Source organism: Sphaerisporangium sp. NPDC049002 (assembly GCF_040649355.1).
GTDB lineage: Bacteria > Actinomycetota > Actinomycetes > Streptosporangiales > Streptosporangiaceae > Sphaerisporangium.
Map to the genome: position 1 here is coordinate 1 of NZ_JBEZFH010000199.1, position 14,390 is coordinate 14,390.

Here is a 14,390-nt window from a genome sequence, read left to right on the forward strand (position 1 = left end):
CGGCCTGATTGGTTCCATAGGGAGGTTCGACGCCCCACAGATGGATGCGTACTCCGAACGTCTGGGCCGCCTCGACGGCGGGGACCATGTCCTCGGCACGGCAAAGATATGGCCATGCCGATCACTGATATCGATCATGAGGCCGACCACAACGCTGACGACCCGAGCCCGGGAGTCCTTGGACGATGAAGACGAGACGGTCTGGTGGCCGACCGGTCCTGCGGCCTCAGAGCTACGCTGAAGTCATGGCAGCAGCGCCGCACCACTCCGAGGTTCACCGTATGGTGGACCGGCTCGCTCCCGGGCAGGTCGAAGCCCTGTACGTGATCCTCCAGAGCATGGTTGGCCAAGCACAGCCGGACTCGGAAGACATCGCCGGGGGGGAGCCCGCGGCTCCAGAGGTGCCCCAGAAGCATCGGTTCTCCTTCATTGGGATCATGGATGGAGAGCCGGAGCTGGCTGAACGGTCCGCGCAGATCCTGCGCGAGGAGTTGGGGAATCCAGCGGCGTGATCGTCGTTGACACCGGTGTGCTGGTCGCAGCCGTGAACCGTCGCGACAGATTTCACGCGTCCTGCGCGGCCTTTCTGGATACGGCTGCCGAACAACTCCACGTACCTACGATGGTGGTGACCGAGGTCTGCTACATGCTCGCTCGACCGGGGCACGGCAGTCCCAAGCTGTCGGCGACCTTCCTTGACGCCCTCGCGGGAGAGGGTCTGAAGGTGGAGGGTCTGACGACTCAGGATTTGGCTCGCATGGCCGAATTGGTGCGTCGGTACGCGAACCTGCCTTTGGACGCAGTAGATGCGGCAGTCGTAGCAACGGCAGAGAGACTGGGGACGACCAAGGTCGCCACGGTTGACCGGAAAGATTTCCAGATCGTGGTCCCCGCGCATTGTGAGGCGTTTCATCTGTTGCCGATCGAGCTGGCGTACGGCTGAGGTCAGAGGCGGCCGGCGGCCTTGAGGGCTAGGTAGGTGTCGGCGAGGGCGGGGGCGAGGTCGTCGGGGGTGGCGTCGACCACTTCGCATCCGTGGCGGCGGAGCCGGGCGGTGAGCCGTGCGCGCTCGCCGCGCAGGTGCTCGGCGGCCGCCGCGTCGTAGACCCGCTCCGCCGTGCCACGGCCCGCCGCCATCTCGGCGACGCGCGGATCGGCGGCGGCGGCGACCAGCACGACATGGCGCGAGGCCAGCTGCGGGAGCACAGGGAGCAGGCCCTCCTCCATGGCGGCCGGGTTCAGGTCGGTGAGCAGCACGACCAGGCACCGCCGCTTGGCCCGCGCGAGGACGGCCGCGACCATGCTCGCCGAGTCCGCCTCGACGAGCTCGGCCTCGATGGGCGCCATCACGTTGACCAGCGCCGACAGCGAGTCGGTACGGGAGGCACCGGACATCCACGCCCGTACGGCACGGTCGTGGGCGAGGAAGTCGACCCGGTCGCCTGCGCGGGTCGCGAGGGCGGCCAGCAGCAGGGCGGCGTCCATCGACCAGTCGAGACGCGGCCACCCGGCCGTGCCGGCGTCCATGCCGCCGCCAGGGCCGTTCGGCCGGGAGAGCGAGGTGTCGCCGCGGGGTCCGGCCGCTGCGGGGATGGGGGAGGTGCCGATCCGGCCGGCCGAGGTGCGGCCGGTGTCGAGGACGATCAGGACGCGGCGGTCGCGTTCGGGGCGCCAGGTCCTGACGACCACGTCCGAGCGGCGAGCCGTGGCACGCCAGTCGATCGAGCGCACGTCGTCGCCCACGACGTACTCGCGCAGCGAGTCGAACTCCGTGCCCTGGCCGCGCACCAGCGCGGGATGCTGTCCCTCCAGCTCGCGGAGCCTGGACAGCTTCGCGGGCAGGTGCTTGCGGCTGAGGAACGGCGGCAGCACCCGCACGGTCCAGGGCACGTGGTGCGACCCTTGACGGGCGGCCACGCCGAGGGGGCCGAGCGACCGTACCGTGATCGTGACGGCCTCGCGGTCGCCGCGCCGCGACGGCGTCAGCGTCGTGACGAGACGGCGGCGCTCACCGCCCGGGACGTCGAGGCGCAGATGGCGCGGGCTCGGCCCCGCCGACGGCGGCCAGGCGTCCCGGAGCGTGCCCCGTACACGCCGGCGCCCGGGGTTCTCGACGATCAGCTCCACCGCGACCGACTCGCCCAGCCGTACGAGGTGCTCGCCGCCGCGCCGGAAGCGCAGCGGGCGCACGCCCCCGGCGAACAGCAGGTCGATCACGATGAGCGCGCCCAGCGACAGCAGCAGGCCGAGCACGGCGTAGGCGGGCCGCGGCGCGAACAGCACGCCGATGGCGCCCAGCGCCGCGATCAGCCCCGCGCGGCCGGTCAGCGCCATCAGCGGGGGACCGGGACCGACGCGAGCACCCCGTCGAGCAGCCCGTCCGGTGTCGCACCCTCCAGTTCGGCTTCGGGACGGAGCTGGACGCGGTGCCGCAGGGCGGGCTTGGCCAGGGCCTTCACGTCGTCGGGGGTGACATAGGAGCGGCCGGACAGCCAGGCCCAGGCGCGGGCCGCCCCCAGCAGCGCGGTCGCGCCACGCGGCGACACGCCGAGTTGCAGGGACGGGGAAAGGCGGGTCGCGCGGGCCAGGTCCACGATGTACCCGAGCACCTCGGGGGCCACGTGGACCTTGGCGACCTCGGCCCGCGCCGCGGCGAGGTCGGCGGCCGTCGCCACCTGCTTGACGTGCGACAGGTCCTTCGGGTCGAACCCGTGCGCGTGGCGGTCGAGCACCGCGATCTCGTGGTCGCGCGGCGGCAGCGGCACGGTCAGCTTCAGCAGGAACCGGTCGAGCTGTGCCTCCGGCAACTGGTAGGTGCCTTCGTACTCGATCGGGTTCTGCGTGGCGACCACCACGAACGGGTCGGGCAGCTTCACCGGCGAGCCGTCGACGCTGACCTGCCGCTCCTCCATGGCCTCCAGCAGCGCGGCCTGGGTCTTCGGAGGCGTGCGGTTGATCTCGTCGGCGAGCAGCAGGTTGGTGAAGATCGGGCCCTCGCGGAAGGCGAACTCCGCCGTCTTGGCGTCGTACACCAGCGAGCCCGTCACGTCACCCGGCATCAGGTCGGGCGTGAACTGCACCCGCTTGAAGTCGAGGGAGAGGGTGGCGGACAGCGTGCGCACGAGCAGCGTCTTGGCGACGCCGGGGACGCCCTCAAGCAGCACGTGCCCCTTGCACAGCAGGGCGATCACCAGACCGGTGACCACGGCGTCCTGCCCCACGACCGCCTTGCCCACCTCGGCGCGCAGCGCCCCGAGCGCGTCCCTCGCCAGGTCGCCGGGGAAGGAGCCGGACGGCTCGTGGGCCGAGGGTGGCGGGGCGTCCGCGGGCGGCGGGGCGTCTGCGGGGGCCACGGCCGTCCCAGAAGGTCCGAAGGCCGGGCCGGGAGGCCGGAAAGGCTCGGAAGGGCCCAGAGACCCCGCAGGGCCTTGGCCTTCGGGAGGCGTCTGGGGCCAGGGGTGACCGGGCGATCCGCTCAACGGGCCTCCGGGCGGAGGTGTGGTCACGGCTCTCGTACCTGCCTTTCCAAGGTGTCGAGGTGGCCGGCCAGGGCCACGAGCCCGGCGTCATCGGCCGGTATCGGGCCGTACATGACCGAACGCACCCAAACCGCATCCTGCCCGGTCCGCAGAGCAGTCGCGGCGATGATCTCGTTGGGGGTCGCGTCGCCGGACAGCCCCAGCCTAGGGGCGAGCCGTGCGGCGCAGGCCGCCCGCAGGGTGGCGGAGGCGCGATCGCGGGCCCGGCGGGCGCGGTAGAGGCGGCCGCGCCCCTCGACGGTCTCGGCCGCGCGTACGACCACGGGGATCCGCTCCACCACCACGGGACCGAGGCGGCGGCCCCGCCAGCACGCGACCACCAGCAGCGCGACGCCGAGCTGGAGCACGGCCCAGGGCACCCCCGCCGGGACGAGATCCCCGGCGGCGGCGTCCCCCGACCCGGGGACGACCAGCGACTCGTCCGGCACCAGCCAGATCAGCACCGGCCTGGCGCCCGCGAGGTTGATCGCCAGCGCGGCGTTGCCGTCCTCGGCGAGCCGCTGGTTGGTCATGAACGCGCCGTCGCTCACCACGGTCACGACGCGGGGGCCGGACGTGCGCACCAGGGTCGGCCCGTCGGCGCCCGGATAGCAGCCGGTCGAGCCGGCGGGCACGGTGAGGGAGGCGCCTCCGGTGAACGCGCTGCCGGCCCGGGCGGCGGCGGGAAGGTCGCATCGCGGCTCCCTCGAACGCACCGCCACCTGGCCGCTCGCCGAGATCCCTGGGGCGAGCGTGGACAGGCCGTGCACCGTGCCGACGATCAGCCGGTCGGCGCGGGTGCCCGCGAGCGTGGCGATGTCGTCGTCGTCGAGGTAGGAGGTGCTGGACACCAGCAGCTGTGTGCCGGGCCCGTCGAGCCGTACGACCTCGCCGGGGGTCGAGACGCGCTCGACCCGGACTCCGCGCCGGCCAAGGATCTCGGCCAGAGCCCTGCCGCCGGTGAGCGTCGCGTCGGCGGGGTCGAGCCGCCTGCCCTCCGTGGAGGTGCCGGTCACCAGCGCGGTGAGCCCGGCGACGACGACCACGATCAGACCGAGGAGCAGCATGCCGCGCCCGCCGCGCCAGATGCTCCGCGCGGTCGCGGACGTCGAGGTCGAGGGGCCGCCGGAGGCGGCCGGGGCACGCTCGGGCACCGTGACGGTCATGGCGCGCCGCCCCCGTCCGATGCGGGGGCGGGCCGTCCCTGTGCCGTGACGGCCATCGGCTGCCCTGCCGTGCCGGTCATCGGCTGCCCGCCGTGGCCGGGGTGATAGCGGCCGGTCTGGCGGCACGCAGGTCGTGGTCGAGCCCCGACATGGCCTGGTAGCCCTCCGTGGTTCCCGGCGCCTCGCCGTAGGTCACGTCGTCGAACAGGCGCGCCGCCGCGGCGAGCCTCGCGGCGAACTCGGGAAGCTCACGTCCCGCCGCGTCGGCCAGCTCGTCCGCCGTCCTTCCGGGCTGCGGCGCCACGATGGCCCGGTGCTCCAGGTCGCGCGCGATGGCCCGGAGCCGTTCACGGATGGCCTCGGCCCAGCGCGACTCCCCGGCCAGGCGCTCGGCCTCGGCCCGGTGCTCGTCTGCCGTGCGCTCGCGGGCGCCGTAGAGCCCGTCAACGGCGGCCCGGCGGCTCCGCGTGGCCCGCTTCGCCTGCCAGGCGATCAGCACGATCAGGGCGGCGAGGATGAGAAGCACGATGACCAGCGCGAAGACGCCTCCCGAAACCCCTCCGGGCGCGTTGTCGAGGAGGCCGTCGAGGAACTCCCGCACGCTCCTGAAGATCCGGTCGATCAGCGACTCCTGCTGGTACTCGGGCCTGACGAGCTCTTCCACGGCCCTCCGGCGCGCTTCTTCGCGCCCGATGTCGTCGAGGACCACGGCCCCGGCCAGAGAGATGATCACGGCGCTCCGGGGGCGCCGGTGGCCTGCGGCCCCGTGGAGCCCGGCGCGTACGGCCCGCCGGGTCCAGCTCCGTAAGGCGCGCCAGGTCCAGGTCCGTACGGTCCGCCGGGCCCAGGTCCGTAAGGCGCGCCAGGTCCAGGTCCGTACGGTCCGCCGGGCCCAGGTCCGTACGGCCCGCCGGGGCCGGGCGCGTGGGGACCGGAGGCGCCGGCGGCGTGGGAGGGATGCCACAGGTCGTCGGCCGTGGCCGACACCCAGCCCTGGCGCTGCTGCTCGATCGCGGCGGTCTGCAGCACGAGGTCGAACGCCTCGGCCCGCATCCGGCGGTCGGTGTAGAGCAGCCCGTTGACCCCGGCCTGGATGGGATAGGTGATCATCGAGCTGAGGATGCCTCCCACGGTGAACAGGATGGCCGTGATCACCGTGGCGGCGACGCTGCCCTGCCCGACGGCCGACACGATGAGGCTGATGACGCTGAAGGGCACCGACAGCACGCTGCCGAGCACACCGGCCAGGAGCCCGGTCAGGATCAGGATGCCGAGCACGCGCCAGAAGTCTCCGCTGACGAGCGTCCACGACCTGCGCATCGACTCGACGACGCCGCGCCGCTCCAGCACGACCGCCGGGGCGGCCAGGGCGAAGCGCGTGCTGATGAACAGCGCGTACGCGATGTAGGCCACGACGAGCACCATGCCGACGAGCACGATGGCGGTCACGCTAGCCCCGGCGGCGGCGAGGGCCAGGACGAGCGCGATCCCTACGGCGAGCGGGGCCAGCGCGATCAGCCCGGTGAGCAGGGCCAGCCCGAACAGGGCGGGCAGCCGTGAGCGGGTGAGCCTCCAGGCCTCGCCGATGGTGATCTTTCCGCCGAAGACCGAACGGCCGAGGATCCGCGTCAGGACGCCGGTGAGCATGGTGACCAGGAAGAACTGCATGATCATCGACAGGGCGGCCCCGCCGAGCTGGGCGACCAGCCCGCCGATGGGCACGTCGGCGGCGCCCGACTCCAGCGCCGCGGGGTTCGTCAGCAGGCCGCCGACGGAGCGGTAGTAGACCGCCTGGCCGATCGCCAGGGGGAGAGTGCCGATCGCGGCGGCGATGGCCGACAGGCCGAGCGTGGCCTTCGGGTTGGAGCGGATCAGCTTGATGGTGCCGTCGAGGATGTCGCCGAGGCCGAGGGGGCGCAGCGGGATGATCCCCGGGCGCAGCGCCTGCGGCGGGGGGCGGTAGCCGTACGGCTGCCCGTAGACGGGCGCCTGCCCGTGAGCCCCGTACGATGACCGACCTTGGTCGTAGGGGACCTGCCCGTACTGCGGGGCCCGCGCGTCCGGGTCGTGTCCGGGCGGGACCGGCGCCGCCCGGCCGTCAGGGGCCTGGCCGTGACCGGGCGGGCCGTAAGGAGGCCGGCCGGGACCGGGCTGAGCCGGGGGGACGGGCGGGGCTGAGCCGCCGGGAGCGGTCCACGGCGTCTGGCCCTGGCCGGAGTACGGCGGAGGCTGGTTCTCCGCCCAACCCGGGGGCGTGCTGGGCGTGGAGCCGTGACCGTCTGACATATCCCAATCCTGGCATGTCGCACCGCTCTCCGTGGTGGCCGGTCAAGCGATCAAGGACAGGGATGGCCGAATATGGGGCGCTTGGCGCAGACTTGGGGAGGAACCACGGGGGCCCGCGCCACGCCACGCCACAAGCTCATCGAGCCAGATCATTGGCGGGTTCCGTAACCTGCGCCTAAAATTCGGCTTTTGGTGAAGCCAATGTTCGATCGTTTATCACCCTGCGATGACTCGCGGGTAGCCTTCGGTCGGTCGTACGGCTTTCGCCTCAACCTCCAAAACTGTGCAGAACGAATGAGGGGCCATGAAAGGACGCGTGCTGGTCGTCGACGACGACGCCGCTCTCGCCGAGATGCTCGGCATTGTCCTTCGGGGCGAGGGCTTCGAGCCGTCGTTCGTATCCGACGGAGACAAGGCGCTCGACGCGTTCCGTGACACCCGGCCGGACCTGGTCCTTCTCGACCTGATGCTGCCCGGAGCCGACGGCATCGACGTGTGCCGCCGCATCCGCGCGGAGTCCGGCGTGCCGATCGTCATGCTGACCGCCAAGAGCGACACCATCGACGTCGTGCTCGGCCTGGAGTCGGGGGCGGACGACTACATCGTCAAACCCTTCAAGCCGAAGGAGCTCGTGGCGCGGGTGCGCGCGCGGCTGCGCCGCACCGACGAGCCCACGCCCGAGGTGCTGCAGATCGGCGACATCACCATCGACGTCGCCGGCCACTCGGTCAAGCGCGAAGAGGAGACCGTCAACCTCACCCCGTTGGAGTTCGACCTGCTGGTCGCGCTCGCCCGCAAGCCGCGCCAGGTGTTCACCCGCGAGGTGCTGCTGGAGCAGGTCTGGGGCTACCGGCACGCGGCCGACACGCGGCTGGTCAACGTCCACGTCCAGCGTCTCCGCGCCAAGATCGAGAAGGATCCCGAGCATCCCGAGATCGTGGTGACGGTACGCGGCGTCGGTTACAAGGCCGGTCCGGCGTAGGCGGCCCCGCCGTGCCCGCGCTGTGACCCCCGGACATCCCGATGGCCTCCCCGACCTCGTCTTCAGGCGCCGTCCGCAGCGCGTCCAGGCCCAAGGCGAAGAGGAAGACCCGGCGGACCCCGCGCCAGATCGTGCGCGGCGTCCGCAGGCGGGCCCGCCGCGCCGTGGGCCGGGTGCGCCGGATCTGGCGGCGCTCGCTGCAGCTCAGGGTCGTCACCAGCACGATGGTCATCTCCATGATCGTCGTCGCGGTGCTGGGCACCTTCCTCACCCAGATGATCACCAAGGCCGTCCTGGACGGCCGCGTGCACGCGGCCATCGCCGAGGCGCAGGCCAACGTCACCACCGTGGCGAGCTACCTCAACCAGCCTCAGGTGGCGGTGTCCAAGCAGTCGGTGGCCTCGCAGGAGGACAGCTCCGAGATCGTCATGGGCGCTCCGCTCGAACAGGCGGCGCTGGCCCTCGCCGTGCGGTCGGACGCCCGCTACAGCGTGGTGATCCTCAACGCCGACGAGGTCGGCCAGGACCGCGGCACGGGGAACGTCGATCCGAAGAGCGTGCCCCAGCTGCTGCGCGACAAGGTGCGGCAGGTCAAGGATCCGCCCCAGTGGCAGTACACCTCGCTCTACTACCTGCACGACCCGAAGCCGGTGCCGGCCGTCGCCATCGGCTCGCTGGTGTCGAACATCTACGGCGGCGACTACGAGGTCTACCACTTCTTCCCGCTCACCGACGACGAGTACACCCTCACCATGGTCCAGCGGTGGCTGATCGTGGTGGGCGTGGCCCTGGTGCTCCTGCTCGCCGCCGTGGCGTCGCTGGTCACCCGGCAGGTGGTCACCCCGGTCCGGCTCACCCGCCAGGCCGCCGAGCGCCTCGCCGCCGGGAAGCTCTCTGAGCGGCTGCGCGTGCGCGGTGAGGACGACCTCGCCCGCCTCGCGACCTCCTTCAACGAGATGGCCTCCAACCTGGCGCTGAAGATCCACCAGCTGGAGGAGCTCTCGCAGGTCCAGCGGCAGTTCGTCTCCGACGTCTCCCACGAGCTGCGCACCCCGCTGACCACCGTGCGCATGGCGGCCGACCTGCTGTACGAGAGCCGCGAGGACTTCGAGCCCGCGGCCTCGCGCTCGGCCGAGCTCATGCAGAACCAGCTCGAACGCTTCGAGTCGATGCTGGCCGACCTGCTGGAGATCAGCCGGTACGACGCCGGGGCCGCCACGCTGGACATCGACTCGGTCGACATGCGCGACGTGGTCCTGCGGGCGGTCGGGGACTCCCAGCCGCTGGCCGAGCGCAAGGCCACCAGGCTCGACCTGCGGCTGCCCAACGAGCCGTGCATGGCCGAGGTCGAGAGCCGCAGGGTCGAGCGCATCCTGCGCAACCTGCTGTTCAACGCCATCGAGCACGGCGAGGGCCGCGACATCGTGGTCACCCTCGGCGCCGACCGCGACGCGGTGGCGGTGGCGGTGCGCGACCACGGGGTGGGGCTCAAGCCCGGCGAGGAGAACATGGTCTTCGACCGGTTCTGGCGGGCCGACCCCTCACGGGCCCGCACCATCGGCGGCACGGGCCTCGGCCTCGCGATCTCCCGTGAGGACGCCATGCTGCACGGCGGCTGGCTCCAGGCGTGGGGCATGCACGGCGAAGGGTCGCAGTTCCGCTTGTCGCTGCCCCGCCAGGCGGGGGCCGAGCTGCGCGGGTCGCCGCTGCCGCTGGTGCCCCCGGAGATCGAGATGCGGCGCACCTGGAGGGGCCAGGCCACGCCGGTCCTGTCCCCGGCGATCGAGGGAGGGTTCGATGCCGACTAGGACCGGGGGGCGGAGGCTGCGAGCGTTCGCCCTCGCCGCCGTCGTCCTCGCCTCGGCGTCCTGTTCCACGGTGCCGACCGGGGGCAGCATCTTCGCGGCCCGGGACGCGGGCGGGGGCGACCCGCTCAGCCAGCCGTACGTCCGGATCCTCGCCGGCCCGCCGAAGCCGAACGGCTCGCCCCTGGAGATCGTCGTCGGCTTCCTCGCCGCGGCGGCGAGCTTCGACGACCCCCTCCGCGCCCTGGCCAGGCAGTACCTCACGGGCGAGGCCCAGCGCACCTGGAGCCCCTTCGACGCCATCACGATCTACGACGACGCCAAGCCCAGCACCGACTCCCCGAGGGACGACATCCAGCAGGCGCACGTGGCGCTGAAGGGCACCCTGCTCGGCGAGCTCGACGGCGACGGCCACTACGTGCCGAGCGACGCCTCGGCGGGCACCGGGCTGAACAAGGGCTTCACGCTGGTGAAGGTGGGCGGCCAGTGGCGCATCTCGTCGGCGCCGGCGGGGCTGCTGCTGTCGGACGACGACTTCAAGCGCGCCTACCGGTCCTTCGAGCTGTACTTCGCGGCGTACCAGTCGGTGGGCCTGGTCGCCGACCAGGTGCGGGTGCCGATCAACCCCGGCGAGGGGCTGGGCAAGACCCTGGTCCACCGGCTGCTCGTCGGGCCGACCGCGCCGCTCAGGGGCGCGGTCGAGTCAGCGTTCGGGCCGAACGTCGACGTCAACAGGGTCTCCGTCGAGGGCGACACGGTCGTGGCCGACTTCACCTACGGCATCGTCGACTCGGCCCTGATCCCCGGGAACAGGGAGGCACTGGCGGCCCAGCTCTCGTGGACGCTCAAGCCGCTGACCGAGTCGCGGCGCATCGAGGTGAGGGTCAACGGCGAGCAGTTCCCCGGCGGGCCGTTCGTCATCGACCCGCGCGACTACGAGCGCTTCGACCCCGACGTGCTGTCTTCCCAGCCCACGACCTACTACCTCCAGCAGGGCAAGCTCCACAGGATCGACAAGGACAGCGACAGCCCCGTGACGCTCGGCACGGGTGGCCAGGCGCGGCAGTTCACGCACCTCGCGGTGTCCAACGACGAGCCGCCCAAGATGGCCGCACTGGAGAAGGGCGGCGGCCTCTGGGTCACCGGCATCTCCTCCGGCGCCCAGTGGCAGCGCTGGATCGAGGGCCCGGGGCTGACCCCGCCGTCGTGGGACCGCTACGGGGACGTCTGGTCGGTCTCGCGGCAGGGGCCCCACAAGTCGCAGGTGCTCAGGTCGCACGACCCCTCGCAGCAGTTCACGGTCAGCGCGCCCGGGCTGGAGTCCACTGACGTCAAGGCGTTCCGCGTCTCGCGTGACGGGGCCCGGGTGGCCGCCATCGCGGACGACGGCCACGGCGAGCAGGTCCTGCTGGGCTCGATCAACCGCACGACCTGGGCTGTGGAGAACCTCCACCCGCTGGTGCCGGCCGAAGACGGCCAGCGCATCGCCGACATCGCGTGGCGGGACGCCAGCACGCTGCTGGTCCTCTCGGACACCAAGTCCGACCGCGTGCTGACCCCCTGGTCGGTCACGCAGGGGGTCAGGGTCGAGGCGGCCAAGGCGGCGGCCCGCATCGAGACCATCACCGCGGGCCCGGACCCCATCTCGGTCCTGGCGGGCACGGCGCAGGGCGAGGTGCTGTTGTGGGACCCGCAGAAGCGCCAGTGGAGCACGCTCGTCAAGAGCGGAGCCGGGGCCCCGGTCTACCCCCTCGGCTGAGCCGCGCCGGGCCGCCTGTGGACAGGCGTCCGGAACTGTCGGTGGCGGGCCGCATGGTGGCGGGGTGATGACCGCGTTCCTCGACCTCGTCCTGCCCGCTCGCTGCGCCGGGTGCGCCCGGGCCGGCGCGGTGGTGTGCCCCGCCTGCGCGGCGGAGCTCCACGGCGATCCGTGCCCGAGGGCGCCCAGTCCGGCTCCCCACGGGCTGCCCGCCTGCTGGGCGGCCGCCCGCTACGAGGGGGCGGCCCGCCGCGCCATCCTCGCCTACAAGGAGCGCGGCCGTACGTCGCTCGCGCGCGCGCTCGCCGCGCCCCTGGCCGCCACCCTCGTGGCGGCCCTGCGGGAGGCGGGCGCCCTCGACGCGCCGTCGGCCCTGGTCCCGATCCCGAGCTCCCGCGGGGCCGTGCGGCGGCGTGGCCATGATCCCGTCGGGCGGCTGGCGGAGCTGGCCGTACGGGCGCTGCGGGCACAGGGCAGGCCGGTGACGCTGGCGCCGGTCCTCGCGCAGTGTCGGCGGGTGCGCGACCAGGCGGGCCTGAGCGCCTCGCAGAGGGCCGCGAATCTGGCCGGAGCATTCGGGGTTCGGCAGACCGGAAACGTCCGCGAGCATCCTCTGTGGGGGCGGCCGGGCCCTTTCGCGGTGCTGGTCGACGACATCGTGACCACCGGCACGACGCTGGCGCAGGCCGCGGAAGCGCTGCGCCGCGAGGGCGTCGTGGTGCCGCTGGCGGTGACCCTCGCCGCCACGCCGCGCCGCGCGCGACACGCCCGGTTAAGTCCAATCCGAAAAGATTACGAAGGGTAATGAATTGGTCAAATCCGGAGCCTGCCCCGGCAGTCACATGTTCCTGGCCAGGACATCCAACGTCCCAGCTCACCGGATGCGAGAAGCCTTCGCACACCGGCCCCGAGCATCGTCAACTTCCCGTCTGCCCAAGGGCTGGAGGCCGTAAGCAGATCACTGACAGTGATCATTCGGCTGATCTCCCGGCTGACATTCGCGCCGGTAGCGACTAGCGTTCGAGCCATGGCACCCGTTCGGGTCCGTGGTTGCGCCGGACCGACCCCCGTGAGGGGACAGGAATGGCTAGCCGATGCCAGCCGCAGGCGAAACGGCCCACGTAAGGCGACTCTTCGTCGACCGATCACGGTGCGGCTTAGAGGTAAGTCCTGCCTTCCCGGAGGGTCAGATGCCCTCCGCAAGAAGAGAAGGGCAGTAGTGGCGACTGAGCCGCGAACCCCTCAGCAGGCGGATGTGGGGACGAAGACCAGGTCGGCCGAGCGGGTGCCCTCCTCGCAGTCGAGACGAAGGGGGGCCTTTGAGTGGACATCATCGTCAAGGGACGGCACACCAGTGTGAGTGACCGGTTCCGCGATCATGTGACAACGAAGCTGGCCAGGATCGAACGACTGGACAACAAGCTCATACGAGTGGACGTGGAGGTGTCCAAGGAGGCGAACGTCCGGGCGACCGACGACCGCGAGCGGGTGGAGTTGACGATCCACTCCAAGGGCCCCGCCGTCCGGGCGGAGGCGTCCGCCGACGATCGGTTCGCGGCGCTGGACATCGCCCTCGGCAAGCTCGAAGGACGGCTCAGGCGCATCGCCGACCGGCGCAAGGTCCACCACGGCAACCACTGTCCCCCCTCGGTCGCCGAGCTGACCTCCGCTCTGGCCGACAACTACGAACCGCTGCCCGAGCCGCTCCCCGTAGAGCCCCAGGTGCAGGAGAAGGCCGCGGCCGGGAAGCCCTCACGCGAGGGCGAGTACTCCGAACCGATCGTCCCGATCGCGATGGAGGGTGACGGCCCCCTGGTCGTCCGCGAGAAGTTCCACGAGGCCGACCCGATGACCATCGACCAGGCGCTGCTGGAGATGGAGCTCGTCGGACACGATTTCTATCTGTTCAGGGACAAGGAGTGCGGGCAACCGAGCGTCGTGTACCGGCGTGTCGGGTATGCCTATGGAGTCTTGCGGCTCGTAGAACAGTAACCAACGCGTTCGAAGATCCTCTCGACCAGCCCCGCGCGTCGGAAACCCATGTAATGATGGCGGTTCCGACGGCGCGGGAGCGTCGCGCGGTAGGGATCGACCTACCTTGCGCGATCTGGCTCCCCACGAGGAGGAGGCGTGACGCAGACCGACGAAACGGCCGGCCGCTCCGGGCGTGAAGAGCCGATCCGCGTGCTGATCGTTGACGATCACGCGTTGATCCGGCGGAGCCTGGAGCTGGCGCTGGCCGCGGAGCCGGACATCGAGGTGGTCGGCGAGGCGAACGACGGACAGGAGGCGGTCGAGATCGCCGATCGTCTCCTGCCCGACGTCGTTCTGATGGACGTCCGGATGCCCCGCCAGGGCGGCATCGAGGCGACCAGGGTCATCAAGGCATCGGTGCCGAGCGCGCGCATCGTCATGCTGACCGTGAGCGACGAGGAAGAGGACCTCTTCGAGGCGATCAAGGCGGGGGCCACGGGCTACCTGCTGAAGGACGTGCAGATCGACGAGGTGCCGGACGCCGTGCGCGGCGTCCACGAAGGCCAGTCGCTCATCAACCCGGCTATGGCGGCCAAGCTCATCAGCGAGTTCGCCAACATGAGCCGCAAGGAGGCCGAGCGCCCGCCGCAGCTTCCCGTGCCACGGCTGACCGAGCGCGAGATGGAAGTGCTGCGCCTGGTCGCCAAGGGCATGAACAACCGCGAGATCGCCAAGCAGCTGTTCATCTCCGAGAACACCGTCAAGAACCACGTGCGCAACATCCTGGAGAAGCTGCAGCTGCACTCGCGGATGGAGGCGGTGGTCTACGCGGTGCGCGAGCGCCTCCTGGAGATCACCTGAGCTCAGGCGAGCCCTGCGGGAGACTCCCGCAGGGCCGCC

At 71.6% G+C, this 14,390-nt stretch carries 14 protein-coding genes; 9 read left to right on the forward strand and 5 right to left on the reverse strand.

What is annotated here, in order from left to right; genetic code table 11:
- The 3 genes from AB0B89_RS29050 to AB0B89_RS29060 form a co-directional block, all read left to right on the forward strand.
- The coding region (locus AB0B89_RS29050; protein ID WP_358559175.1) for a hypothetical protein at window positions 1-241 on the forward strand (241 nt) is incomplete at its 5' end.
- A gap of 4 nt (window positions 242-245) precedes the next feature.
- Entirely contained in the window at window positions 246-512 is a 267-nt protein-coding gene (locus tag AB0B89_RS29055; protein ID WP_358559177.1) for a hypothetical protein, read from the forward strand.
- Entirely contained in the window at window positions 509-943 is a 435-nt protein-coding gene (locus tag AB0B89_RS29060; protein ID WP_358559179.1) for a PIN domain-containing protein, read from the forward strand. Before AB0B89_RS29055 ends, AB0B89_RS29060 begins: the two co-directional genes overlap by 4 nt.
- Window positions 944-945: 2 nt before the next feature.
- Here the strand turns inward: AB0B89_RS29060 and AB0B89_RS29065 are convergent, their stop codons facing one another.
- The 5 genes from AB0B89_RS29065 to AB0B89_RS29085 form a co-directional block, all read right to left on the reverse strand.
- Window positions 946-2,334: a DUF58 domain-containing protein gene (locus tag AB0B89_RS29065; RefSeq protein WP_358559181.1), complete on the reverse strand. Its 1,389-nt coding sequence runs from the start codon at window positions 2,332-2,334 to the stop codon at window positions 946-948.
- A complete protein-coding gene (locus tag AB0B89_RS29070) occupies window positions 2,334-3,272 on the reverse strand; it encodes a MoxR family ATPase (RefSeq protein WP_358559198.1) in 939 nt (312 codons plus the stop codon). The genes AB0B89_RS29065 and AB0B89_RS29070 overlap by 1 nt, the downstream gene beginning before the upstream one ends.
- A gap of 230 nt (window positions 3,273-3,502) precedes the next feature.
- Window positions 3,503-4,684 (reverse strand): DUF4350 domain-containing protein, encoded by a 1,182-nt coding sequence (locus tag AB0B89_RS29075; protein ID WP_358559183.1) that lies wholly within the window; start codon window positions 4,682-4,684, stop codon window positions 3,503-3,505.
- A gap of 76 nt (window positions 4,685-4,760) precedes the next feature.
- Window positions 4,761-5,417, reverse strand: coding sequence for a DUF4129 domain-containing protein (locus tag AB0B89_RS29080; RefSeq protein WP_358559185.1), 657 nt, complete (start codon window positions 5,415-5,417; stop codon window positions 4,761-4,763).
- Window positions 5,414-6,970, reverse strand: a complete 1,557-nt coding sequence (locus AB0B89_RS29085; RefSeq protein WP_358559187.1) for a glycerophosphoryl diester phosphodiesterase membrane domain-containing protein — start codon at window positions 6,968-6,970, stop codon at window positions 5,414-5,416. Before AB0B89_RS29085 ends, AB0B89_RS29080 begins: the two co-directional genes overlap by 4 nt.
- Before the next feature lie 304 nt (window positions 6,971-7,274).
- On the opposite strand from AB0B89_RS29085, the gene mtrA reads away from it, so the two are divergent.
- From mtrA to AB0B89_RS29115, 6 genes are all read left to right on the forward strand, one after another.
- On the forward strand, window positions 7,275-7,952 hold the full coding sequence (mtrA, locus tag AB0B89_RS29090; protein ID WP_114031473.1) for an MtrAB system response regulator MtrA: 678 nt from the start codon (window positions 7,275-7,277) through the stop codon (window positions 7,950-7,952).
- Between the two features lie 41 nt (window positions 7,953-7,993).
- A complete protein-coding gene (gene mtrB / locus AB0B89_RS29095) occupies window positions 7,994-9,760 on the forward strand; it encodes an MtrAB system histidine kinase MtrB (RefSeq protein WP_358559189.1) in 1,767 nt (588 codons plus the stop codon).
- On the forward strand, window positions 9,750-11,516 hold the full coding sequence (locus tag AB0B89_RS29100; RefSeq protein ID WP_358559191.1) for an LpqB family beta-propeller domain-containing protein: 1,767 nt from the start codon (window positions 9,750-9,752) through the stop codon (window positions 11,514-11,516). Before mtrB ends, AB0B89_RS29100 begins: the two co-directional genes overlap by 11 nt.
- Window positions 11,517-11,583: 67 nt before the next feature.
- Window positions 11,584-12,321: a phosphoribosyltransferase family protein gene (locus tag AB0B89_RS29105; protein WP_358559193.1), complete on the forward strand. Its 738-nt coding sequence runs from the start codon at window positions 11,584-11,586 to the stop codon at window positions 12,319-12,321.
- Window positions 12,322-12,839: 518 nt separating this feature from the next.
- A complete protein-coding gene (raiA, locus tag AB0B89_RS29110) occupies window positions 12,840-13,508 on the forward strand; it encodes a ribosome-associated translation inhibitor RaiA (protein ID WP_358559195.1) in 669 nt (222 codons plus the stop codon).
- Window positions 13,509-13,646: 138 nt separating this feature from the next.
- Window positions 13,647-14,351 (forward strand): response regulator transcription factor, encoded by a 705-nt coding sequence (locus tag AB0B89_RS29115; protein ID WP_358559196.1) that lies wholly within the window; start codon window positions 13,647-13,649, stop codon window positions 14,349-14,351.
- Window positions 14,352-14,390: the final 39 nt, after the last annotated feature.